The organism is Paenibacillus sp. FSL P2-0089 (assembly GCF_038595095.1).
Taxonomy (GTDB): Bacteria; Bacillota; Bacilli; order Paenibacillales; family Paenibacillaceae; genus Paenibacillus_AQ; species Paenibacillus_AQ silagei.
Genome location: NZ_CP152006.1, coordinates 3316206 through 3339235, shown reverse-complemented (window position 1 = coordinate 3339235; position 23030 = coordinate 3316206). Strand labels below are relative to the sequence as shown.

The 23030-nt window shown below is 53.1% G+C and carries 21 protein-coding genes; 4 read left to right on the top strand and 17 right to left on the bottom strand.

The window, feature by feature from the left end; all coding sequences use genetic code 11:
- Positions 1-110: 110 nt before the first annotated feature.
- From NST69_RS13825 to msrA, 5 genes are all read right to left on the bottom strand, one after another.
- A complete protein-coding gene (locus NST69_RS13825; RefSeq protein WP_342549627.1) occupies positions 111-707 on the bottom strand; it encodes a GNAT family protein in 597 nt (198 codons plus the stop codon).
- Positions 708-767: 60 nt separating this feature from the next.
- Complete coding sequence (thrS, locus tag NST69_RS13820; RefSeq protein ID WP_342549626.1) at positions 768-2681, bottom strand: threonine--tRNA ligase; 1914 nt, start codon at positions 2679-2681, stop codon at positions 768-770.
- Between the two features lie 486 nt (positions 2682-3167).
- Positions 3168-3887: an HAD family hydrolase gene (locus NST69_RS13815; RefSeq protein ID WP_342549625.1), complete on the bottom strand. Its 720-nt coding sequence runs from the start codon at positions 3885-3887 to the stop codon at positions 3168-3170.
- 171 nt (positions 3888-4058) lie between these two features.
- On the bottom strand, positions 4059-5429 hold the full coding sequence (locus NST69_RS13810) for a glycoside hydrolase family 64 protein (protein ID WP_342549624.1): 1371 nt from the start codon (positions 5427-5429) through the stop codon (positions 4059-4061).
- Positions 5430-5778: 349 nt separating this feature from the next.
- Positions 5779-6297, bottom strand: coding sequence for a peptide-methionine (S)-S-oxide reductase MsrA (gene msrA, locus NST69_RS13805; protein ID WP_036728665.1), 519 nt, complete (start codon positions 6295-6297; stop codon positions 5779-5781).
- 360 nt (positions 6298-6657) lie between these two features.
- On the opposite strand from msrA, the gene NST69_RS13800 reads away from it, so the two are divergent.
- Positions 6658-7218 (top strand): TetR/AcrR family transcriptional regulator, encoded by a 561-nt coding sequence (locus NST69_RS13800; RefSeq protein ID WP_342549623.1) that lies wholly within the window; start codon positions 6658-6660, stop codon positions 7216-7218.
- Between the two features lie 180 nt (positions 7219-7398).
- Here NST69_RS13800 and NST69_RS13795 read toward each other — a convergent pair whose 3' ends face one another.
- Genes NST69_RS13795 through NST69_RS13780 form a run of 4 tightly spaced genes read right to left on the bottom strand, consistent with a single transcriptional unit; the run spans position 7399 to position 11532 of the window.
- Entirely contained in the window at positions 7399-8415 is a 1017-nt protein-coding gene (locus tag NST69_RS13795; protein WP_342549621.1) for a Gfo/Idh/MocA family oxidoreductase, read from the bottom strand.
- 38 nt (positions 8416-8453) lie between these two features.
- Positions 8454-9542, bottom strand: coding sequence for a Gfo/Idh/MocA family oxidoreductase (locus tag NST69_RS13790; protein ID WP_339314097.1), 1089 nt, complete (start codon positions 9540-9542; stop codon positions 8454-8456).
- Positions 9539-10315 (bottom strand): sugar phosphate isomerase/epimerase, encoded by a 777-nt coding sequence (locus NST69_RS13785; protein ID WP_209870392.1) that lies wholly within the window; start codon positions 10313-10315, stop codon positions 9539-9541. Before NST69_RS13785 ends, NST69_RS13790 begins: the two co-directional genes overlap by 4 nt.
- Positions 10316-10368: 53 nt before the next feature.
- Positions 10369-11532 carry a Gfo/Idh/MocA family oxidoreductase gene (locus tag NST69_RS13780; protein ID WP_209870389.1) on the bottom strand — a complete coding sequence of 388 codons (1164 nt, stop codon included), beginning with the start codon at positions 11530-11532 and terminating at the stop codon, positions 10369-10371.
- 158 nt (positions 11533-11690) lie between these two features.
- Here NST69_RS13780 and NST69_RS13775 point away from each other — a divergent pair, with 158 nt between their 5' ends.
- Positions 11691-12524: an AraC family transcriptional regulator gene (locus NST69_RS13775; protein WP_327196478.1), complete on the top strand. Its 834-nt coding sequence runs from the start codon at positions 11691-11693 to the stop codon at positions 12522-12524.
- A 442-nt stretch (positions 12525-12966) separates the two neighbouring features.
- Here NST69_RS13775 and NST69_RS13770 read toward each other — a convergent pair whose 3' ends face one another.
- From NST69_RS13770 to uxaC, 3 genes are all read right to left on the bottom strand, one after another.
- On the bottom strand, positions 12967-13899 hold the full coding sequence (locus tag NST69_RS13770) for an IS3 family transposase (RefSeq protein WP_340957263.1): 933 nt from the start codon (positions 13897-13899) through the stop codon (positions 12967-12969).
- 5 nt (positions 13900-13904) lie between these two features.
- Complete coding sequence (locus NST69_RS13765) at positions 13905-14219, bottom strand: helix-turn-helix domain-containing protein (protein WP_339313306.1); 315 nt, start codon at positions 14217-14219, stop codon at positions 13905-13907.
- Positions 14220-14699: 480 nt separating this feature from the next.
- Entirely contained in the window at positions 14700-16109 is a 1410-nt protein-coding gene (uxaC, locus tag NST69_RS13760) for a glucuronate isomerase (protein WP_342549619.1), read from the bottom strand.
- Between the two features lie 155 nt (positions 16110-16264).
- Here uxaC and NST69_RS13755 point away from each other — a divergent pair, with 155 nt between their 5' ends.
- Both NST69_RS13755 and NST69_RS13750 read left to right on the top strand, forming a co-directional pair.
- Positions 16265-16957 carry a GntR family transcriptional regulator gene (locus tag NST69_RS13755; RefSeq protein ID WP_342549618.1) on the top strand — a complete coding sequence of 231 codons (693 nt, stop codon included), beginning with the start codon at positions 16265-16267 and terminating at the stop codon, positions 16955-16957.
- Between the two features lie 48 nt (positions 16958-17005).
- Positions 17006-17860, top strand: coding sequence for an SDR family oxidoreductase (locus tag NST69_RS13750; protein ID WP_342549617.1), 855 nt, complete (start codon positions 17006-17008; stop codon positions 17858-17860).
- 66 nt (positions 17861-17926) lie between these two features.
- Here NST69_RS13750 and NST69_RS13745 read toward each other — a convergent pair whose 3' ends face one another.
- The 5 genes from NST69_RS13745 to NST69_RS13725 all read right to left on the bottom strand — a co-directional run bounded on the left by NST69_RS13745 (position 17927) and on the right by NST69_RS13725 (position 23008).
- Complete coding sequence (locus tag NST69_RS13745) at positions 17927-18616, bottom strand: ABC transporter ATP-binding protein (protein WP_036728687.1); 690 nt, start codon at positions 18614-18616, stop codon at positions 17927-17929.
- Complete coding sequence (locus NST69_RS13740) at positions 18613-19737, bottom strand: ABC transporter permease (protein ID WP_340953191.1); 1125 nt, start codon at positions 19735-19737, stop codon at positions 18613-18615. Before NST69_RS13740 ends, NST69_RS13745 begins: the two co-directional genes overlap by 4 nt.
- A gap of 277 nt (positions 19738-20014) precedes the next feature.
- Positions 20015-21406 (bottom strand): HAMP domain-containing sensor histidine kinase, encoded by a 1392-nt coding sequence (locus NST69_RS13735; protein ID WP_342549616.1) that lies wholly within the window; start codon positions 21404-21406, stop codon positions 20015-20017.
- Positions 21403-22080 carry a response regulator transcription factor gene (locus NST69_RS13730; protein ID WP_342549615.1) on the bottom strand — a complete coding sequence of 226 codons (678 nt, stop codon included), beginning with the start codon at positions 22078-22080 and terminating at the stop codon, positions 21403-21405. The genes NST69_RS13735 and NST69_RS13730 overlap by 4 nt, the downstream gene beginning before the upstream one ends.
- Positions 22081-22189: 109 nt before the next feature.
- A complete protein-coding gene (locus NST69_RS13725) occupies positions 22190-23008 on the bottom strand; it encodes an SDR family oxidoreductase (protein WP_342549614.1) in 819 nt (272 codons plus the stop codon).
- Between the last annotated feature and the right edge of the window lie 22 nt (positions 23009-23030).

Below are 23030 nucleotides of genomic sequence, written 5' to 3'. Positions count from 1 at the left end.
TCTATTATATCAATGTTTCATAGATATGGCTATTTGCAAAAAAATAGAGGCGCCCGCGCTGGGCCCCCTCTATATTTTAAAGCTACTTCATACCACATCATAGCACACAGCTATTTGTATTTCTCATTCACCAGATATTGCAGATTCTTCTTCACCACAGGCCATTCCTCATCGATAATGCTGTACAGCACATTGTCCATAACAGCGCCTTGAGCGGTGATCCTATGCTTGCGCAGGATGCCCTCCCGGACCGCTCCAATCCGCTCAATGGCCCGCTGGGAGCGCAGATTGTGACTGACAATGGAGAAGTCCACCCGGATCAGGCCCAGCACTTCGAAGGCATATTGCAGCAAAAGCAGCTTCGACTCCGTATTCACCGCAGTCCTCCAGTAATCCGGTGAGATCCAGGTGCAGCCGATCTCTGCATTACGATGCTTACGGTCCAAATGCATCAACCGCGTGGTCCCTACGATCCGGCCGGATGCCTGCTCCACCATCACATAAGGGATTTCCTTGCCCACCGCCCCATTCGCCAGAGCCGCATCCACCAGTTGTCCTGCCTCTTCCTCTGAGCTGATCCGTCTCCAGGTATACTCCCAGATCAGCGGATTGTGCAGCAACTTCGTAAGCTCAGACTTATGCTCCGCCGTCAAAGGCACAAGCCGGATTACGCCACCTGCAAGCTGGCCTGCTTCTATTACTGTCAACTGACTTCCCCCTATATCTTTTTACCTGTTATGCTTTTCAACTATTATATATGAAGCGATTTATTCCCAACCGTCAATCTTAGCTGTCAGTTGCTGAATGAACTCCTGGGCGCTCAGTGTGAATAATGTGTTCTCCGCACGGCTTCGTACCGAGATTGTTCCGTCATTCTGCTCCTGATCTCCCAGTACCAGCATATAAGGGATTTTCTCCAGCTGAGCTTCACGGATTCTGTAGCCCAGCTTCTCATTCCGGGAATCTACCTCCACCCGCAGTCCGGCTGTTGCCAGCTGTCTTCTGACCTGCTCGGCATACTCGTCATGAACCACAGAGACTGGCAGCAGCTTGACCTGCACCGGAGACAGCCACAGCGGAAATGCTCCGCTATAGTGCTCTGTAAGAATACCCATGAACCGGTCAATAGAGCCGAACACCGCACGATGGATGACAACCGGACGATGCTTGTTGTTATCTTCGCCAATGTAAGTCAGGTCGAACTTCTCAGGCATCTGGAAATCCAGTTGAATCGTACCGCATTGCCAGCTCCGCTTCAGGGCATCGAGGACATGGAAATCAATCTTCGGTCCGTAAAAAGCGCCATCTCCCGCATTCACCCGGTATTCGATTCCATTCTTCTTCAGCACCCGCTCCAGCGACTCTTCCGCCTGATCCCAGAGCTCTTCGGAACCCATATAGTCCTCCGGGCGTGTAGACAGCTCGACCGTGTACTCGAATCCGAAGATCGAATAGAACTGATCGATCAGCTCCAGCACCCGTGTAATCTCAGATTCAATCTGCTCCGGCAGCACGAACAAATGGGCATCATCCTGGCAAAAAGTACGGACCCGCATCATCCCGTTCAACGCACCGGAGGATTCATGGCGGTGAACCTGGCCGTATTCCGCAATGCGGATCGGCAGATCCCGGTAGGAACGGCGGCTGTTCTTGTAGATCAGCATGTGTCCTGGACAGTTCATCGGCTTCAGCGCAAAGTCTGTCTCATCCACCTTCGTGAAATACATCTCATCCTTGTAATGATCCCAGTGCCCGGATTGCTCCCACAGACGGCGGTTCATCATCAGCGGCGAGCGGACCTCCTCGTACCCGTCCGCGCGCTGCAGCCTGCGGGAGAAATCCTCCAGCGCTGTGCGGATCAGCATCCCTTTGGCCAGGTAGAACGGCATGCCCGGCGCTTCCTCGGAGAACATGAACAAGCCCAGCTCCTTGCCCAGCTTGCGGTGATCCCGTTTCTTCGCTTCCTCCAGCAGGTGCAGATGCTCCTCAAGTAGAGCTGTGCTCAGGAAAGCCGTGCCGTATATCCGCTGAAGCACCTGATTGTCAGCATCTCCGCGCCAGTAGGCACCTGCTACACTTAGCAGCTTGAACGCCTTAATCCGGCCAGTGGAGGGCAGATGCGGCCCCCGGCACAGGTCCGTGAATTCGCCTTGCTCATACAGGCTGATGACCGCGTCCTCCGGCAGATCCCGGAGCAGCTCCAGCTTCAGCGGCTCTTCCAGCTGTTCAAAATACTTCACCGCTTCCGCCCGGCTGACCACCCTGCGCCGGATCGGCAGGTTCTCCTTAATGATCTTCCCCATCTCCCGCTCAATCGCAGCAAGATCCTCGCTGGACAGTGGCTGTTCAATATCTATATCGTAATAGAAGCCGTCCTCGATCACCGGACCAATGCCCAGCTTCACGTTCCGTTCTCCATAGATCCGTTTGATTGCCTGGGCCATCACGTGGGCTGTACTGTGTCTGTGAATCATCAGCCCGTCGCTGCTGTCTGCTGACACGATCTCCACGAGGCTGTCCGCTTCAACCGGACAATCAAGATCAACGAGTCTGCCATCGATTTTTCCGGCTACTGCATTCTTCCTCAGACTTACGCTAATCGACTCCGCAATCTGCGCAATTGTGGTGTTACGCGAATACCTCCTATTTGCTCCATCCGGCAGCTGCACTTGAATCTCCATGATTATGGCCTCCATTTCTTCAGTGAATAATTAGTATATGTGAACACAAAAAAACGCATCTCATCCCGGAAAGGGACGAGTGCGTCTTAAGCTCGTGGTTCCACCCTAATTCGACTATACGTCACTTCACCCCCGGCTGTTCGGCGGAAACGTGATCAGTACAATCCTCATGGCATCCGTTAACGGGGATGGGGCGGTGACATTTACAGCCTCGCTAACAGCAGGAGGGTTCAGTGTCACGGCTATAGAGGGGTAACATCCGGCTGGTCTCTGTAAGAAGCTCTCACCTTGCACTTCTCTCTCTGGTCAGTCCTCACGGGATATCCTGTCTCTGGTCATTGCCTTGGTTATAGTGTTGCTGGTTACATAATACGCACGGTCTTCGCCAGAAGTCAATAGCGCGCAGAAAAAAACATAAAATCCGCTTCACGCTTGACCGCTTAATTCTTTAATCTTTTAGTCCCTTAATCCCTCAGCCCATGGGCCTTACCCACCTAGTTCATTCCGTTGCAACCGCAGGATGATATCCCCCACTTCTTCCACCGTATGCGCAATAGAGTCTGCTCCGGCAGCCGATAGCTCCTCCTCCGATCCATAGCCGAACAGAACCCCTATGGAGGTTACGCCACAGGCTTTTGCCCCGATAATGTCATGCTCCCGGTCCCCGATCATCAGCGACTGCGAAGCAACAAGATCATTCTCGTCCAGTACATGCTGAATCACCTCGCGCTTCTTCGAGCGTGTCCCGTCCAGATTGCTGCCTGCCGCATACTTGAAGAACCCGTCCAGCTCATAATGCCGGAGGATCTGCTCAGCGAATACAATAGGCTTGGAGGTCGCCACATACAGCTCGAACCCCTTGGCTCTCAAGCTCTCCAGCAGCTCTGGAATGCCTGAAATCACATGGTTCTCGAACATCCCCAGCGTCCGGTAACGCTCCCGGTAGAACTCCACAGCCTGTGCCGCTACCTCCGCCGTGAAGCCCTGAATTTCGATAAAAGAATCATATAGCGGCGGACCTATGTATGGAATCAGCAGGTCAGGATGCTCCACCTTGATACCGAATTGGTTAAGCGCATACTCCACGCTTTTGGTAATGCCTTCCTTGGGGTCAGTCAATGTGCCGTCCAGATCAAATAAGATGTGCTTCAAGCTGTCCTTCATCTCTCCCGGATGCTCCCTTCGTGTGCAATTGCTATCTATCATACCTTTCTTCCTGTTTATTTTCTATAGATTAGCCTTTTTAGTCTCTTTGGATTGAATAGACATGTGAAAGAGCCGGTTGCCTGCTTATATTCAGGACCGGCTCTATATGCGATAGCTCTCATTTGCTGATGATTGAGGAAGCTGAGCTGCTGGAAGCCATCGGCTCTATGCTTACCAGGCCACGCGGATAATCAGGCCTTTAGGGTCGCCGACTTCAAGATAAGCTGCCTGGCCGTTGACATCATCATACGGGAAGCCGTAAGCCAGTCCGCTGATGCTATGGTCATGCCAGAATTTCGCATAAAAGTTGGCGGGAGCCGCATTGTAATAGTTCGCTACGTTGTTCCAGTTACTAGTGGTGTACACATGGCGGTTGATCGCAGCGGAAGTGGCGGCATCGATTAACGAACCGTCATTGCGCAGAATATCCTGGGTGCTGTAGCTGGAATAGCCTGCAAAGTAATTCGCGTTGGCACCGCCGGCCTTGAACGATCCATGGACTGGAGCAATAATCCGGTAAGGCGCCTGATCGGTTGCAAGTGATTTGAACGCGGACGGAACTTCATTCTGGTATTTGGTGAAAATTCCTGCACGTGTTTCCGATTCCAGCTCGCCTACCGTCTTGTCATAACCGCCGGACAAGCCGACCAGCCGATGCTGGATCGGGAAGCCGAAGGCATCTACACGGGTCGTATTGCCATGGTAGCCTGTAGCATCCACCGTGAATTCAACGAAGTCGAAATAGAGATTACGGTTAGGATCGGTTGGATTATCGATATCCGGTCCGGCAAAGCCGTCGTCATAGGTCTTAATATACAACGGCGTGCCAACACTTAGGAACATGCGGCCGGAGGTAATTTTGGGCAGCGTTACCCAGTTGGTCTGGCTAACCGTATGATAAATATTGGCATAGTTGACCCCGTTCTTGGTCAGATGGCCGGAAGCATTATTCAGCGCATTCGAGATCGGAATGAGATTGCCGCTAAGATCCAGATAACTCCATTTGCCGTTGGCCGGGTTGATGCCGATGACGCCCCAATAGACCTGGTTATCGGGGTAAGCGCCTCCCGTTCCATTCATGACTTTGACAGACACGGAGCCTCCCGGCGGTGTCGGAATAGAAGAGGCAGCGATAGAATAGATCGAACCGGAAGACCCGGAAGGCGGAGTAGTCGGCGCTGCAGTGGGCGCGGTTCCCGCAGTGTAGTTGAACCAGCCGGTATCATAAGCCGGAGTCCCATTGTTGTAGGTGAAGAAGTACGAGAGTGCTGTGCCGCTGGCGACACCTGTAACCACCTGCTCATAACGCGCTTTACTGTTGTTATAAGTCATTCGGTAGTTTAGCTGGGTTCCCGAGTTCACCTTGTAATGCACATCGGTCCAGCTGGTACTGACCGTAGATTTGAACCAGATGGTAGCTGAGGTTCCCGACAGATCTACCCCTTGGGTATAATCAGCTGCGGCTGCTTTGGAATTGAACAAGGGCAGGCAAGAGAGCAGAAGCACGAACGCAAGCATCGTCATTAGCCATTTTTTGGACATTCTTAGATTCCTCCTGAATAATATTGGCATTGCAGCACTTCCCTTCAACTACAGGAGCTATAGAGCATTCTGTATTTCGCTGAGCTGCTTATTCTATCCCCTGTTCCCTCCTCTCTCTTCCCGCTGCATCAAAACCAGAATTACCAATGCTTGTATCCGTTTACAAATATGATTATAGTTGCACAATCGGCAATTGAGTAGGCACGGAATTTCGGATTTAGGTTCCCATATTTTGGTTTTTGGCATAATGATCTATAGCTTAACCCACAGGATACTGCGAAAATAGTAAAAAGCCCGCAATTCCCAGATGCCGGGTAATCACAGGCTTTTTCTAACGGATATTCACGAATCACTTGTGCCAGTGCTGCGAAATAAAGGTATCCCGTCCGGATTGCTCACGGTCCTCTTTATAATGCTTCGGATTCTTCTTATGATAGTCCTGATGATAGTCTTCTGCCGGATAGAATACCGGCGCAGGCAGAATCTCCGTCACCACCGGAAGCTCGAATCTGCCGCTGACTGCCACCTGCTCCCGGGAAGCAAGTGCAGCCAGCCGCTGCTCTTCCGTATAATAGAATACCGCCGTGCGGTACTGCGTTCCCCGGTCCTGAAACTGTCCGCCGTCATCCGTCGGGTCAATCTGCGGCCAGAATAGCGCAAGCAGGCGCTCATAAGGGAACAATTCAGGGTCATAAGTGATCTGCACTACCTCATAGTGACCGGTTGTACCGGTCTTCACCTGCTCATAAGTAGGGTTCTCTACCGTACCTCCGGCGTAACCTGATACGATTCCGTGAATACCGGGAAGCTCTTCGAACGGTGTAACCATACACCAGAAGCAGCCTCCGGCAAACATTGCCTGTTCCATAGCCACACTCCCACTCCCTGTCTCTCTTCTGCTGACTCTAGGTAAACCCTGTACTGAAGATAAAGCCTAACGATCTGAAAGTCAATTTGATCGCTAGTACTGATTGCCCTTAGATAAACTTAAGAAATAGAATATTTATTCTATTGATAGTTCAGAAAGAGAATAATTAAACTTCAAGTATGTTCGGAATGGAAATTCCTTTTTGCAGAATAATGACTAAAATATAGTTTTTCTATTGTCTATTTCACCACAAAATCTATCTTTTTGATACTTGGAAGTGGAATACAAATTCTGTTAATTGACAATTCCTTGCAGGGGTTGTACTATTTTATAGAATGATTTTTCCGCTAGTGAGGTGTAATGATGGGTAAACGCGATGATATTCTTCAGGCAACCCTTGATTTAATTACTGAAGAAGGCTTACAATCTGTTACTTTTGCCAAAATATTTAAGAGGGCCAATGTAGGCTCCAGCACATTCTATCATTATTTCGAGAACAAGGGGCAGCTGGTCAATGAGTTGTACCATAAAGTCCGCATACATAAAAATGAGTTCGTCATGAACGGCTATGATCCCGGCTTAACCATCTATGAGCGTGTGAAGAGCCTTCTGAAGAATACGGCCAACTATTCGCTTCAATACCCCAAAGAGGTTGATTTCACAGAGAACTATTGCTCCTCGCCCTATATTTCCGAGGACTTGCGGAACACGCTGGCCCCCTCAACCTTAGAGATATTCTCCATCATTGAAGAAGGCCAGCGGCAGGGAATCATCCGGGAAATGAATGTCTGTCTGTGCTACCAGCTGATCTACGGGATATTAATTGCTGTCATCAAAGGATACCTGGACGGAAAATATCCGCTTAACGAGCAGCAGATTCAGCAGACCATTGAAGCCTGCTGGCTTGCGATTAAGCTGTAGCGGCTAACACAAGTGGAAACGGCTTTGCCGTCCTTTTAAAGGACGGTACCGTTTCAGCGAGAAATAGAAGGATAAGTTATCGTATGAAACATATAACTTCTATATTTCAAATAAGGCCATCCCTTAAGCAGAACTCTGCCTAAGAGACAGCCTATTCCGGCATCAGCCGGTTGATGAATGCTAGAGCTGAGGGACCAGATTCCGGCTGCCCGAGGACTTGTAGATCTCTGCAATCAGCGTGAGCGCTTTGATGCCCTCAGCACCGTCAATCCAGAACCTGCGGCCTTCACGGATGTGGGTGTAGAAGTCATGAATTAACCGTGAGTGCCCGGTGCCCCAGTACGATTTCCCGCCGCTGCTGATGCTCTGCGGCTCGCAGAGCAGCGTCTCCTCACCCTCTTTCCACAGATAGAGACTGTCACGGCGCTGCTGCAGGGTCCCTTGCTCGAAGACCAGCTCCAGCTCCACCGGCGAATTGGCCTGATACGCATTGGTTCCGTAGAAAAGTCCGCGCGCCTTGTTTTTGAAGTCGATACACGCATGTGCGCTGTCCTCGACCTCAATGACATCGTTCAACACATCGGTGCTGACACTCCCTTTCACGGCAGCGATGTCACCGCCGAACCATTGCAGCAGATCCAGGGTATGGATAGCCTGATTGATCAATACCCCTCCGCCTTCCGTAGACCAGCGGCCTCTCCATGGACTGTTCGTGTAGTACTCCTCAGTCCGGGTCCAGGTTACCAGGCCCTTCATACAGAGGAGATTGCCCAGGCTGCCGGAATCGATCACTTGTCTGATCCGCACCGAAGGTTCATTATAGCGGTTCTGGAACACTACACCCAGTTGTCCCGCAGCATGCTCTGCCGCCTCCTGCATCAAGCGGGCCGAAGGCACATCCAGCGCCATAGGCTTCTCGGTTAACACATGCTTGCCGGCCTTCAGCAGCTCTACCGCCATTCCGGCATGCAGATGATGCGGCGTGCAGAGATGGACGATGCCGATATCTGCCCTCTCCAGCAGCTCCCTGTAATCCGTCAGGCCTTCACATTCGTAATCCTGAGCAGACTGTGCTGCCTGAACAGGGTCACTGTCCACCACGGCTACCAGCCGCGCATTCTGGATGGAAGCAATGGCTCTGGCATGCAGCGGGGCAATCGCCCCGCAGCCGATAATCGCTGCTCCATTGGTATTCATCTTAACCACCTTCCGATCTTCTGATAGCTGTAATGCAACTATTTGAGCGTATCCGGGGTCAGATTCACCGCTTGACGCTGCGCCTCCAGACACAGCTCAGCAGCCTTGAACGCATGCTCCTGCGTCATCGCCTTCTCCGTCCGTTCCAGGCAGTCCAGAATCAGCTCACCGAAGAACGGGAAGCCGATCTTCCCGGCCACATGCTCATAATGCTCTCCCTCGCCGTCTACCCAGTAGACATGGTCCGGTGTGCTGGAGCGGCCGATATCGCTGTATTTGCGCAGTTCAATATAGCCTTCCGTGCCGAGAATGATCGTCCGGCCATCGCCCCAGGTTCCGAGTCCTGACGGAGTGAACCAGTCCACGCGAAAATACTGTGTAGCCCCGTTGTCCCCAACCAGCGTAGCATCCCCGTAATCCTCCAGCTCCGGGTAAGCCGGATTGTTGTAGTTGGCGACCTTGCTGTGAAGTACCTTGGCATCACGGCAGCCCGCGTAGAAGAGGAACTGTTCAATCTGATGGCTGCCGATGTCACAGAGAATGCCGCCGTATTTGTCACGCTGGAAGAACCATTCCGGCCGGCTGGGTGCATTTAACCGGTGCGGCCCCAGTCCCATCACCTGAAGCACACGGCCAATCGCCCCCTGCTGCACCAGCTGACCGGCATAGACAGCGCTCTCTACATGCAGTCTCTCACTGTAATACGTCATGTATTTCCGCCCCGTCTGCTCCACTTGAAGGCGTGCTGCCGCGAGCTGGTCCAGAGAAGTGAACGGAGATTTGTCCGTGAAATAATCCTTCCCGTGTGCCATCACCCGCAGACCGAGCGGACCGCGCTCCGAAGGAACGGCCGCTGCTGCTACGAGCCGGACCTCAGGATCTTCAAGAATCTCTTCAGCAGAGCGTGCGGCTTTGACGCCGGGATACTTGTTCAGGAATGCTTTTACCTTCTCGGGGTCAGGATCGTATACCCACTTCAGCTCGGCTCCCGCCTCCACCAGCCCGTTGCACATCCCGTAGATATGCCCATGATCCAGTGCCAGCGCAGCAATTACGAATTCACCCGGTCCCACGACAGGCTTCGCCTCATGTACCGGAGCATGCATCATTCCATCCTTGCGGCTCATGCTTGCACCTCCAATCTGGAGTGCAGATGCCGGAGGCTGATCTCCAGGCTCTCGAACGGATCACGCTGGCACACATCCTGCTCCACGATATGCCATTCCACCCCCGTCTTGCGGCAGGCATCAATAATCGCTCCATAGTTCATATTGCCTTCGCCGATCTCGGCAAACACTGCCTTACGGTTCAGAATAGTCATATCCTTGAAATGCACGGCCTGCATTCTGCCTTCCACCTTGTGAATCCACTCTACAGGATCTCCGCCCCCCGCCTGAACCCAGTACAGATCCAGCTCGAACCCGAAGACCTCCGGATCACTGTCCTGCAGCAGCACATCCATACCGGTCAGACCGTCAAAACGTTCAAATTCAAAATCATGATTATGATAAACGAATTGCAGACCATACTCTTCCTTAAGTGTACGTGCAATGCCGGAAGCCAGCTTGGCAAAGGTGCGGTAGCCCTCCTGGCTGGTCTGATATTCCGCAGGCAGCGAGCCAAGACCGATGTATTTGCAGTCCCACAGCTTATGTTCGGCGGCGAGCGCATCCAGATCATTCACCAGCCGGTCCCAGGGAACGTGTGTCGCACATATTTTCAGATTAAATTCATCGGCATATTCCTTCACCAGCCTAGGGTCCATAGGACCGATCCCGGAGATCTGCACAGCCTGGTACCCGATGCTGCTCACCTTCCGCAGGCTCTCCCGTAAGGCTTCCGGCGTCTGGGTATATTCACGCAGGGTATACATTTGGGCGGCAATCGTTGAACGGTTCATTGTATTCATCCACTCCTAGATAAGTTTAATTGGCGTAAGAGAGTAAAGTTAATCTAGTGGGTACCCGATACATCAAGGGCTTTCTGGCTGACCGGAGCTTTCTGAAAAGTCGAATTCTCCACCTGCTCCATCAGCTTCTCATAGAACAGCTCGCTGTCGATCGGCAGGTCCACCCAGTTGTCGGTCCACGCAGACAGATACATGGCATTGGACAGGGTCAGCCCGTGAATGCCCTCTTCCCCCGGAGCCAATAGCGGCTCGTCATGCAGAATCGCATTGGTGAAGTTGCGCAGAATCCCCTTATGCTGCTCTCCATTCCCGGAGTCCACCGGAATCTCGCATTTCCAGCATTCCGGCGCTCCGAAGCCCCCGGTATATTCCGCATTGAACTTCGGCTCAGGGGTGCGAAGGCGGAAGAAGGTCAGCGTGCCGTCTTCGATGACGATTTTACCGTTGTCGCCTGTAATCTCGAACCGGTTCGTCCCCGGCGCTTCCCCTGTAGTCGTGATAAACAGCCCGGTTGCTCCATTCTCATACTCCACGTAGGCGGTCACATCATCCTCAACCTCAATATTCCGGTACTTCCCGAACTGGCAAAAAGCGCGTACCCGCTTAGGCATCATTCCGGTAGTCCACTGCCAGAGATCAAGCTGGTGCGGGTCCTGGTTCAGCAGCACTCCGCCGCCTTCCCCGCCCCAGGTCGCCCGCCAGCCGCCGGAATCATAGTAGCTCTGAGAGCGGTACCAATTGGTGATAATCCAATTCGTGCGCCGGATCTCTCCCAGCTCCCCGGACTGAATCAATTCTCTCAGCTTCTGATAGAGCGGATTCGTCCGCTGGTTATACATAATGCCGAATTTGCGGTCAGACTTCGCTGCGGCGTCATTCATTTCCTGTACTGCCTTCGTATAGACACCGGCAGGCTTCTCGATCAGAACATGCAGCCCATAGCCCAGCGCTTCAATCGCCAGTGGCGGATGATCATAATGCGGGGTGGCAATCATCACCGCATCAATGATCCCGGACTTGAACAGCTCCTCCGGCGACAGAAAGCGCTGCACATGATCCGGCAAATGCTCCTCTGCCCATTCCAGCCGCTCAGGGCTGATGTCGCAGACGGCCGTTAGCTCGGCCCCCTTAATATCACTCAGCAGACTCTGTGCATGGGTCCGCCCCATACCCCCAACGCCAATAATTCCATAACGTACCTTATCCATCTCCCATTCCCTTCCTGAAACAGTTTATGTTATGAGGATAACCCTATTTGCCGGTGGTGAACATGACTGTAATTAAGGTATATTTGTATAATAATAAGATGTATTGGATAAATGGAAGCGTTATAATAGATTTATATCCTTAATGGAGGAGCCCTGACATGAATATGATTGCGAACGGCAATTTGACCGGACGCCTGCTGCACAACCTGACGGTTACCGTTACCCATGCCCAGTTAACCAGCAGATATCCGGGATGGAACCGGACGAATGAGACCCCTGCCTTCAACCGGCTGTATTATATTGATTCCGGCGAAGGCAAGGTGATTATCAACGGAGTGGCGTACTATCCGAGACCCGGACAGCTGATGATTATGCCCGCAGGTTCCACCCAGACCACGGATACTTCACGTGATGATCCTTATACACGCTACTATTGCCACTTCGATGCGCAGATTGGGGAATGGCCGCTGTTTCATTCGGCGAATAAGCTCTACATCTGTGATGTGCCTGATCCGGAGGCCACCCGGACGATGTTCGCGGAGATGATTGAATGGTTCCAGGATACCGGCTTCCTCGCTACCCTGCGGACGCAGGCCGCGCTGCTTACGCTGCTGTCCCTCTGTCTGGAATCGGGGGGCTATAGCAATTTCCTTGACGATCTGACACATACGAGCGACCAGGGCAAGCTGGCGAATGTGCTGGGCTACATCGATCAACGGTTAATGCGGCCGCTGACGGTCGAGGAGCTGGCAGAGCGGGTCCATCTGCACCCGAACTATTTCATTCCCTACTTCAAGAAGTTCATCGGCGTTCCGCCGATGCAGTACGTCCAGCTGAAACGGATGGAGCTCGCGAAGAGGCAGCTCTCCTACACCGATTTCAGCATCTCCAGTATCGCCGAGCAGGTCGGCATGGAGCTGGCCCACTTCTCCAAGGTGTTCAAGAAGTCCACCGGCGTATCTCCGTCTGCTTACCGGAGCAGTACGCGGTAGAATGCACCGGAAGGTGCCAGAACAAATACGCACCAGCACCGAATATATGCTGTTTTCCGCATACATTCGGGCCACGCCCCTGCGCATCAGCACAATGTATGCTGTTTTTCGCATACATTCGGGCCGCATGCCTGCGCATCAGCATAATGTATGCTGTTTTCCATATACATTCGGGCCACATGCCTGCACGTCTGCATAATGTATGCTGTTTTCCGCATACATTCGGGCCACATGCCTGCGTACCAGCATAATGTATGCTATTTTCCACATACATTCGGGCCACATGCCTGCGCATCAGCATAATGTATGCTGTTTTCCGCATACATTCGGGCCACGCCCCTGCGCATCAGCATAATGTATGCTGTTTTCCGCATACATTCGGTGCGACCCCCTTATCCCGGAGTCCTCCGTATAAAATCGGTACTTGTCGTAGATATGCTCTTTATTTCGCTTTTTCTCTCGGCCAGAAGAAGCGGGAGCGGTCTTCTAGGGTCAAGACCCATTCCGCAAAGGTAGCTGGCGGCATGTTCCGAAGGCTTGTATGCATTCTGCGATTGTTGTAGAAGTCCATGTACCGGTCCACGGCTTCATAGGCCTCTTCGAACGTCTCGAAGGCCTCTTTGCGGAACAAATCCCGATCGATATTACTGTGGAACGATTCAATAAAAGCATTTAAATCCGGCGTTCGAGGCGGAATGCGTTCATGGGTCATTTCCCAGCTTTCACACATGTCGCCAAACAGATGGCTGACGAACTGTGGACCATTGTCGGTGCGGATCACCGGGCGTGCGCTGTCAGGGGCGCAGTGTTGCTCCATGGCGCGTCCCAGCGTCTGGCAGGCGTGCTTGGCTTCACACGACGATCCGCGGTGGTAGCCGACGATGACACGGGTAAAGACATCGATAATACTCAGGACAAAGAAATGCCTGCCCTGGCCCGCCACGTAACCGTACTTAATGTCCATCTGCCAGAGCTGACCCGCCCCTGTAATGACCCGGTTCTCCGGCAGCTTCCGAGGATGCTTAAAACGCTTGTGACGCTGCGGCTGTAGGATATCCAGCGCCTGACACAGCCGGTAGCTTTTCTTGTGATTGAGCCTCAGCCCGTGCTGGTTCCACAAGCACTTGGCCAGCAGTTTGTACCCGTACACGTGCTCCTCTCCAGCGATTAATTCCAGCAGCCATTCCTGGATTTCCTCGTCGCTAATCTTCTCTCCAGACTCGGTCAGGGAATAGCCGGGTACGGGTCTTCCGCGCCCCTGGGGTACGGCCTGTACATCCTGCTTCTTGCGTTTCTTACGGTCGTAATACGTAGACTCTGCTAGCCCCACGAGACGTAGTACCAACGCTGCGGTATTCCCCTGCTTAATGAACATGTCGGCTACCTCGATTTTTTCGGATAAGCAGGGGTTGGCTTTTTTAGCAGTTCACGCAGAATCTCGATCTCTAACTCCTTTTCGCCGAGGATCTTGACGGCCTTCTCGTATTTCTGCTCCACGTCCAGGAGGCGCTTCAGTTCCTCCACCTGCTCCTGGGGATACGGATGATCTTGTTCCCCATGGGCCTCTCGGTAGTCCCTCACCCACTGATTCACCGTCGATGGGGTCACCCCATACTTGCGGGCAACCACCGCTGCCTTAATGCCAGACAACACCTCTTGCGCTGCCTTCTCTCTTGTTCCTGTTAAGTGTCCCATACCGTTCATCCTCCTCCTATATCTAGTCTACATTTTTGTGGGGGAGGACTCCAACTTCTTTAGGGGGCTGTGGAGCATTCGGGCCACGCCCCTGCGCATCAGCATAATGTATGCTGTTTTCCATATACATTCGGGCCACATGCCTGCGCGCCAGCAAATGTATGCTGTTTTCCATATACATTCGGGTCACATGCCTGCGCATCAGCATAATGTATGCTGTTTTCCACATACATTCGGGCCACATGCCTGCGTACCACTTATCCACAACAGAGGAAAATCATAGTTTCCTCAAGAAACAAAAAATCAGCATGCCTCTTTAAGAAGCCTGCTGATTTTTTGAAAATATAAGAATTTATAGGTTTCACGCTATGAATGATCCTTCTATTTCTTGCCGAAACGGTACCGTCCTTTAAAAGGACGGCAAAGCCGTTTCCACTTGTGCTTTTCCAACCCATGAATGGTATGCTGCGCTCCTGCTCTCTACTTGATCCCGAAATACGCATCCGCATTGTTGTAGCATATATTCTCAATGGTCCGGCCGATCAAGGCATAGTCTCGCGGCAGGTCCCCCTCTTCCATCCACGTGCCGAACAGGTTGCAGAGAATGCGCCGGAAGTATTCATGACGCGTGAAGGAGAGGAAGCTTCTGGAGTCAGTCAGCATGCCGACAAAAGGGCTGATCAGGCCGATGCTGGATAGCGCCTTCAATTGCTGCAGCATACCCTCCTTCTGATCATGGAACCACCAGCCGGAACCCATCTGCACCTTGCCCTTGATGCCATCGCCCTGGAAGTTACCGATTGCGGTAGCGATCATCTCGTATTGCGAAGGGTTCAGCGTATAGACAATGGTCTTCGGCAGCTGTCCGCTGGCATCCAGCTCATTCAGCAGCGCGTTGAGACTGCGGGCCATATTGAAATCCAGAATCGAATCGAAGCCGCTGTCCTTGCCGATGGCACTGAACATCCGTGCGTTGTTGTTGCGCAGTGCTCCGATATGCAGCTGCATGCTCCAGCCCCGCTCATGATAGAGCCGGCCTAATTTGATCAGCGTATGGCTCTGGAACTTCTGTTCCTCGTGCGGGCTGATCTCTTCCCCTTTGAAGGCCCGGGCGAATATGTAGGCCGCTTCATGCTCTGTAGACTGGGCATGCGGCAGCTCACCGAATGCCTGATCCGACAGCCGGCAGCCATGCTGATGGAAATAATCGATCCGCGCGGTCACAGCCTGGAGGAATCCGGAGTAATCGTGGATCTCAATACCGCTCGCCTCACCAAGCAGGCCCACGTATCCGGTGAATCCTTCATCACGGATATTCAGCACCCGGTCCGGTCTGAAGGTCGGGGCAACCACCGTCTGAAGCACATTGTCCTTCTTAATCTGAATATGATGCTCCAGTGAATCAATGGGATCATCCGTTGTGCAGACCACATCGACATTGAGTTTTTTGAGAATCCCCTGCGTAGTCAGTTCATCTCCCTGGAGCTGCTCATTGCAGCGTTCCCACACACTGTCCGCAGTCTCCCCGGAGAGCAGCTCGTCGATCCCGAAGTAGCGCTTCAACTCCAGATGAGTCCAGTGGTAGAGCGGATTGCCCACCATCTCAGGCAGGGAACGCGCCCAGACCATGAACTTGTCCTTGTCCGGCGCATTCCCGGTAATGAGCTGTTCGTCAACGCCCAGCCAGCGGAGCGCCCGCCACTTGTAATGGTCCCCAGATAAGGCGAGATCAGCAATATTGCGGAACCTGCGGTTACTGCTGATCTCCTGCGGATTCAGATGACTGTGGAAATCATAAATCGGCATTGCAGCGGCATAATCGTGATACAGTCTCTGTGCAGTTGGACTTAACAGCAGCCAGTCGTCATGAATAAAAGATGAGGTACTCATATTGTTATCCAGCCTCTCGTGTATGATATTGACGGGCCACGGATACCGTCCTGAAGCGGACAGCAGGCGCTTCTGCCCATTCGCACTACCATACTACCATACAAGTATGGTAGTATGGTAGTGCTTACATTAATCATTAACAGGAGGGTTACACGATGGAATACACTATCGGTACACAAGCACTCTCCACAAGGGACATCGTGTATCGTTCACTGAAGAATCAGATTCTGCTGCTGGAGCTGCCGCCCGGAACCGGGATTTCGGAGAAGGAGATTTCGCTGAAGTTCAGTGTCAGCCGCACTCCGGTCCGTGAGGCTTTTGTCCGTCTGGCCCAGGAGGGCCTGCTTGCCGTATACCCCCAGCGGGGAACGGTGGTCTCCCTGATTGATTCCGAGCTCGTGGAAGAAGCCCGCTTCATGCGCGAGCATCTGGAGCGGGCGGTTATCAGGGAAGCTTGCAGCGACTTCCAGGCCAGGAATCTTATCGATCTGAAGGCTAATCTGGACAAGCAGAAGCTCTGCATCGAGGATCAGGACTATAAGGAAATGTTCATGCTGGACGAAGAGTTCCATCATGTGATTTTCATGGGCTGCAATAAAAAGAATACCTGGGAGGTCATCCAGCAGATCAAGGTTCATCTGAACCGCAGCCGGATGCTCAAGCTCACGGCAGATCACAACTGGGAGCATCTGTACCGGCAGCATTATGGTCTATATGAAGCCATTGAGCAGCATAATATTCAGCAAGGGGATCAGCTTATGCAGGAGCATATGGCCCTGACGATCGCCGACCAGGAGATGCTGATGGAGAAATATCCGCAATATTATAAGCAAAGATCCGCAGACTGATATAACCTGACGCACGATCATATTTTCACCAAGAAGGGTTGGATCACTATGTCCGAGTTGGCATTACAGCCTGCACTGGCAGGCAAGACCGCTGTAATTACCGGAGGAGCCGGAGCCCTCTGCAGCGCTATGGCGCTGGAATTGGCCCGTCAAGGCATGAAGGTCGCCATCCTGAACCGTACGGAGGCCAAAGGGGCCGCTCTGGCTGCACAGATCACTTCCGGCGGCGGCCAGTCCCTGGCCTTGGCCTGCGATGTTATGGATGCCGGGAGTGTCCGGCAGGCAGCGGATGAGATCCGCAAGCACTGGGGTCTCTGCGACTTGTTGATCAATGGAGCCGGGGGGAATCAGCCTTCTGCGATCACCACCAAGGAGACCTTAGAGCCGGGAGACCTTGAGAACCCCGATGTCGTCTCCTTCTTCGATCTGTCCGTGAGCGGGTTCCGAACGGTCCTTGACCTCAATCTGACCGGAACATTAATTCCAACCCAAATCTTCGCCAAGCAGATGCTCGGACGCCCCGGAGCAGCGGTAATCAACATCTCCTCCATGAGCGCCGCATCGCCACTGACTAAGGTTCCGGCTTACAGTGCGGCCAAGGCAGGCATCAACAACTTCACACAGTGGCTTGCGGTTCATCTGGCAGAGTCCGGCATACGGGTGAATGCCATCGCCCCCGGCTTCTTCGTCACTGCACAGAATGAACAGCTGCTGAAGGACCCGAACGGTGAACTAACCGAACGTTCGCTCAAAATCATCTCCCAGACCCCGATGCGCCGCTTCGGCACACCGGAGGATCTGCTCGGCACCTTGCTCTGGCTGGCCGATGAGCGCATGTCCGGGTTCGTAACCGGGGTAACCATTCCCGTAGACGGCGGGTTTATGGCCTACTCGGGCGTGTGAAGGCATTCTGCAGCGGGAAACCGGCAATCAAAAAAACTGAACCCCGTCCCCAGGGTTCAGTTCCAATTAATTAAGGCTATGCGCTTCAACCAGCACGCCATCCTCCAGATGCAGCACCCGGTCGCACCAGTCCAGCATTCGTTCGTCATGAGTAACCATTACAGCAGCCTTGCCTTCGCTCCGCACCTCGTCGGCTATCATCCGTACCACTTCCCGGCCACGGCTGTAATCCAGGCTGGCTGTAGGCTCGTCTGCGAACAGAATGGCCGGCTTGTTCATCCACGCCCGGGCAATCGCCACCCGCTGCTTCTCGCCCCCGGACAGCTGTTCGGGGTAATGGTTGCGGCGTTCCCAGATCTCCAGACGCTTCAGCAGATAGGCGGCACGCACCTTCGCTTCCTTCGGGCTGAGCTTAGCCAGCTTCGCTACATAGAGCAGCTGCTCCTCTACCTTCAGGAACGGCAGCAGCTGCGCACTTTGGAACATGAAGCCGATTTTTTTCAGCCGCAGCTCGGTCAATTCCCCCTTGTCCTTGTCACGCAGCGACTCGCCGTCGAGGAGGATTTCTCCGCTGGTGGGCGTAAGCAGCGCACCAGCTGCGGAGAGAAACGTGCTTTTCCCGGAGCCGGATGGCCCCAGTACTGCTATGAATTCGCCTTCGTTCACCGTAAGGTCCAGATGGTTCAGAACGGTCATCGCCCCGTCCCCATCCCCGTAAGTCTTGGTTACCTGCTTCATCACTAATTTCGCACTCATGCTCCAGTCCTCCCTATCGCTTCCAAGGCATCCACCTTAGCTACTCTTGCTACCGAAATTAACGAGCCCAGCAGGGACATCCCTATGAACAGCAGACTGGTCATCGCCATCGTCTGTCCGTCCAGCTCAAACGGCATCGTGTCGGGCAGGCCCATATTCATCCCAAGCGTAAGCAATATGCCCAGCACCAGACTGGCGACAGACAGCAGCATCACTTGACCGATTACACTCCAGGCCAGATAGGACATCTTGGTCCCCATCGCCTTCAGGATACCGAATTGGCTGGTCTTCTGGATCGTAATGACATAGAAGAATACAGCAAGAACTACTGCGGCAATCACGAACAGGAACACAATCATCATCAGCAGCGAATTCTGCTCGGCGGAGTAACCGGGAACACTGGCGATCGCCTGTTTTTGCGTAATTACCTCTACGGACTGTAGCTGATCTGCAATCTGCCCAGCTTGAGCCGCCGTTACATCCAGCGCGATTACATTGTACGGGGCATTGGCCTTGCCTGAACCTCCGCCTCCCTGAACCGTTCCTTGCTTCATCGCCTGCCAGTCCAGCTGATTGATATAGACCACCGGAGTATGGCTGTAGGAGCTGTCCTTCACGAAGCCGGTAACCGTCCAGCTCATGCCGGAAGCCTGATCACGGATCGTACTGCCAATGGTAACGCCGGACTGTTCCAGCTTGGAGTCTGCAACCGCGCTGCCTTGAACCTCATTGGTGAATCCGGCGCCTTCCGTTACTTCAGGAGCCAGCATGCCCGTCATATCTACGGCAAAAAAAGTAATATCCGCCTTCACATCCGCACCGGCAGCTGTAATTGTACTAGTCTGTACCCCCAGCGGAGTCGCGTTCGCCTCTCCGGCTACTGACCGGGCAGCCGCAAGCTCCGTATCCGTTAACTGTGAACGCCTGAAGGTATGATCCGCATCGCTCTGCACGGCAAAGTAATTGGCGGGCATATTTTTCAGCGCCGAAATGTTGGCATAAGCAAGACCTCTAGCCAGGCCGGTGACGAACAGCACCAGGAACGAGACCAGCAGCATAATCACCATAATGAGACTGTAGCGTGCTTTGGAGTGCCTCATCTCCCGAATTGCCAAGAACATATAACCACTCCTTCTAATCTGTATATCCACAGTTTAGAGAGTGAAGATGAACGGAGTATGAATAAAGAATTACACTATATAGATTGAACATAGCCGCTTCCAAAAACAGATGGCAGACGCAACTGCGGTGAATATTGGACTTCCGGCCGCTGTTGTTCCCGGATTTCTTGATTTATACCACTATCCGTGGTAGAAATCCGGTAACAAAGGCGTACGCTATCGCTCCTACAGTTCCAAATTCCCCTCCGTTGCTTTCATCTATTTTATGAAGGACTAATCAATCTATATCGTTAGGGTGGCAGGGCAGAGTGACAGTGAACGTGGTCCCTTCTCCTACTGTGCTCGTCACCTCGATGGTTCCGCCATGCGCCTGGACGATCTTTTGGGCAATGGCCAGCCCCAGCCCGCTGCTACCCGGCTCACGGGATCGCGACTGATCCACCTTGTAGAACCGGTCGAAGATCATCGGCAGCTGCTCCGCCGGAATGCCTGCACCGTTGTCAGTCACCGTCACAATACATTGCTGGCCCTCCACATGGGCTGCGATACTAAGGGTCCCGCCCGCCGGGGTGTATTTGATCGCATTCGTCACCAGATTCATCCACACCTGATAGAGCAGATTGGAATCGCCCGCAAGCGTGATGTCTCCGGCATGCAACCGCACCGCAAGCTCTTTCTCCGTAAGATGCCATTCCATAATCTGAATGACCTGGCGCAGTTGGGCGCGCAGATCGAAGCTTCTCTTCTGCAGGGCATTCTCATCGTAATCCAGTGAGGACAAGGTGAGCAGTTGTGTGCTGAGCATGGACAACCGCCGGCTCTCATCCCCGATAATGGACAGATACTCCAGACGCTGGGCTTCCGGCAGAGTACCGTCCTGGAGCGCATGGGCGAAGCCCTGAATAGAGGTTAGTGGCGACTCAATCTCATGCGAGACATTGGCGACAAACTCCTGTCTTGCCCGGTTTGTGCGTTCCAGCTCACGGCTCATCGTCATGAAGTGGGAAGCCAGTTGGCCGATCTCGTCGCGGCGTGCGGTGTAGAGCTTAATGTCGTAGCGCCCTTTGGAGATAAGGAGCGTGGCCTCGGTTAACCGGGTGATCGGCCGCACCACATGAAATACAGTAATCAGCATGAACCACAGGCTTAGCAGAATAATGACCCCGATAATCACGACAAAAAAGATCCGCAGCTCCCCGAACTGCACCTGGGCATCCGGACGCATGAACAAGGCATAGGTCTCCCCGTTAATATGGACCGGCACCCCAATGGAATTGCTGAGCTGGTTATCAAAGAACCCTGTCACGAACAGCTGGCCGGGGAAATTACCCACCCCATGGTAAATCTCTCCGGCCAGCACACTGCGCAGCGCTTCCTCCTTGAGGTCATTTTTGCGGAAAGGCAGGCCGTAGAAGCGTTCCTCTCCATCGGCATTGACCAGATACATTTTGTACCCCAGAGAAGCCGTGCTCAGGAGATATTCTTCCACAGCATCCGGGTGATCCTCAATGAACTGCTGCAAACCTATGGCCATCCGGGTCAGCTTAGCATCATTCTTCGGCTTGACCTGGGATTGGTAATACAGGTTGGAGACCAGAAATCCCAGCACGCTGCTGATCATAATCACCGAGCAGAAGATAATACTCATCCGTACATAGAGCGATCTCATGAGGTCACCATGTCCACTTTGTAGCCAATTCCCCGGACCGTGCGGATGATAAAATCATTCTGGTATTCACTGAACCGCTGACGCAGGCGCTTGATATGCACATCCACCGTCCGCTCGTCCCCTTCGTAGTCCGCTCCCCAGACCAGCTCAATCAGCTCACCACGCGTGAACAGGCGTCCCGGATATTGGGCCAGCTGGGCCAGCAGTTCGAATTCCTTCACGGGCAGCAGCAGCACCTCTGTCCCGTCACTGATCTCGTAATTCTTACGGTCGATCACCAGCGAATTCAGGCGAATCCGGTCATCTGAAGCTATGGAATAACGGCGGAACAAGGCCTTGATGCGAAAGATCAGCTCCTCCGGTTCAAAAGGCTTGGTCACATAATCATCCGTCCCGTGCAGATAACCCTGCTCCTTATCACTGAGCTGCTGACGGGCCGTTAGCAGAATGACGGGAATGTCATAGTTCTCCCTTATGTATGCACACAGCTCCAATCCGTCCATATGCGGCATCATCACATCCACCACCGCCAGATCGACCGTCTGCTCCTTCATGCGTGCCGCCGCTTCCAGCCCGTCTCCGGCTTCTATCGATTGATATCCTTCTCTGGTAAGAACATGCCGCAGCAGCGTGCGGATATGAACATCGTCGTCGGCTACCAGTATCTTTTTCAACTTACATACGCTCCCTCCGGCTTGCCTGATCAATGTCATCATACTAGCAACAAACCCTGCTCAAAACAATAGGACTCCAAACCAACAAGCTCACTTAGGTCAGTACGTCCTACACTATAAAAGGCAGAATGCTGTCCCGCAAGGGGGTGACCGGTCTGCCCATAAGCCGCTCCAAATCCCCGGAGGTGGAAGCCGTATCCAGCTTGCTCATAAAAGCATAGATCCAGTGCTGAATTCCGTCATCCTGACGGTGCACCACCGGCTTGCCGGCAACCTCTGTCAGAACTTCGGCCAGATCGCCAAAATCCCAGGTCTGCGGAGCGGTCAATTCATAGATCCGGTTGCCTGCTCCCTCTTCGGCCAGCACAGCAGCAGCAGCCAATGCAAGATCCCGTCGGCCTACCGAGTTAAACTTCCATTCTCCCGGTGCCGTCACCAGCTCTCCGCTGGAGAGGGCTTCCTTCAGCCCCAGCACCCCTACGAAATCAATATAAAGAGCATTGCGCAAAAAGGTATATTCCAGCCCGGACTCTATAATCGCCTGTTCCGTCAATGTATGCACATTATCCGGCTTGCTCTGATCTGTTCTCCGCCCTGAGAATGCAAAACCAGTATATAGGATATGCCTCACACCGCTTCGTTTAGCCGCATCAATCACCCGCTTATGCTGGGACAGACGAACATTGTCATCCGTATGCGAGCTGGAGATCAGCAGGAGCCGGGAAATCCCGCGAAAAGCTTCATTCAGTGTTTCCAGCAGATCATAATCCACCTTGCGGACTTCAATTCCCTGCTCCCGGATAAAAGTAGCTTGCTCAACACTTCTTACTCCGGCAATGATCTGCCCTACAGGGATGCGGCTACGCAGATTCTCCAGAATTAGACTTCCCAGTTGCCCGTTTGCTCCCGTAATCAATATTGTCGTCATAGGCGATAACATCCTTTCCTTA

What these genes read in the sequence shown, in the direction of transcription:
- thrS (WP_342549626.1), bottom strand. Translation starts at nt 2,681, where the DNA reads ATGGAGATTCAAGTGCAGCTGCCGGATGGAGCAAATAGGAGGTATTCG.
- NST69_RS13815 (WP_342549625.1), bottom strand. Translation starts at nt 3,887, where the DNA reads ATGATAGATAGCAATTGCACACGAAGGGAGCATCCGGGAGAGATGAAG.
- NST69_RS13810 (WP_342549624.1), bottom strand. Translation starts at nt 5,429, where the DNA reads ATGTCCAAAAAATGGCTAATGACGATGCTTGCGTTCGTGCTTCTGCTC.
- msrA (WP_036728665.1), bottom strand. Translation starts at nt 6,297, where the DNA reads ATGGAACAGGCAATGTTTGCCGGAGGCTGCTTCTGGTGTATGGTTACA.
- NST69_RS13800 (WP_342549623.1), top strand. Translation starts at nt 6,658, where the DNA reads ATGATGGGTAAACGCGATGATATTCTTCAGGCAACCCTTGATTTAATT.
- NST69_RS13795 (WP_342549621.1), bottom strand. Translation starts at nt 8,415, where the DNA reads ATGAATACCAATGGAGCAGCGATTATCGGCTGCGGGGCGATTGCCCCG.
- NST69_RS13790 (WP_339314097.1), bottom strand. Translation starts at nt 9,542, where the DNA reads ATGAGCCGCAAGGATGGAATGATGCATGCTCCGGTACATGAGGCGAAG.
- NST69_RS13785 (WP_209870392.1), bottom strand. Translation starts at nt 10,315, where the DNA reads ATGAACCGTTCAACGATTGCCGCCCAAATGTATACCCTGCGTGAATAT.
- NST69_RS13780 (WP_209870389.1), bottom strand. Translation starts at nt 11,532, where the DNA reads ATGGATAAGGTACGTTATGGAATTATTGGCGTTGGGGGTATGGGGCGG.
- NST69_RS13775 (WP_327196478.1), top strand. Translation starts at nt 11,691, where the DNA reads ATGAATATGATTGCGAACGGCAATTTGACCGGACGCCTGCTGCACAAC.
- NST69_RS13770 (WP_340957263.1), bottom strand. Translation starts at nt 13,899, where the DNA reads ATGTTCATTAAGCAGGGGAATACCGCAGCGTTGGTACTACGTCTCGTG.
- NST69_RS13765 (WP_339313306.1), bottom strand. Translation starts at nt 14,219, where the DNA reads ATGGGACACTTAACAGGAACAAGAGAGAAGGCAGCGCAAGAGGTGTTG.
- uxaC (WP_342549619.1), bottom strand. Translation starts at nt 16,109, where the DNA reads ATGAGTACCTCATCTTTTATTCATGACGACTGGCTGCTGTTAAGTCCA.
- NST69_RS13755 (WP_342549618.1), top strand. Translation starts at nt 16,265, where the DNA reads ATGGAATACACTATCGGTACACAAGCACTCTCCACAAGGGACATCGTG.
- NST69_RS13750 (WP_342549617.1), top strand. Translation starts at nt 17,006, where the DNA reads ATGTCCGAGTTGGCATTACAGCCTGCACTGGCAGGCAAGACCGCTGTA.
- NST69_RS13745 (WP_036728687.1), bottom strand. Translation starts at nt 18,616, where the DNA reads ATGAGTGCGAAATTAGTGATGAAGCAGGTAACCAAGACTTACGGGGAT.
- NST69_RS13740 (WP_340953191.1), bottom strand. Translation starts at nt 19,737, where the DNA reads ATGTTCTTGGCAATTCGGGAGATGAGGCACTCCAAAGCACGCTACAGT.
- NST69_RS13735 (WP_342549616.1), bottom strand. Translation starts at nt 21,406, where the DNA reads ATGAGATCGCTCTATGTACGGATGAGTATTATCTTCTGCTCGGTGATT.
- NST69_RS13725 (WP_342549614.1), bottom strand. Translation starts at nt 23,008, where the DNA reads ATGACGACAATATTGATTACGGGAGCAAACGGGCAACTGGGAAGTCTA.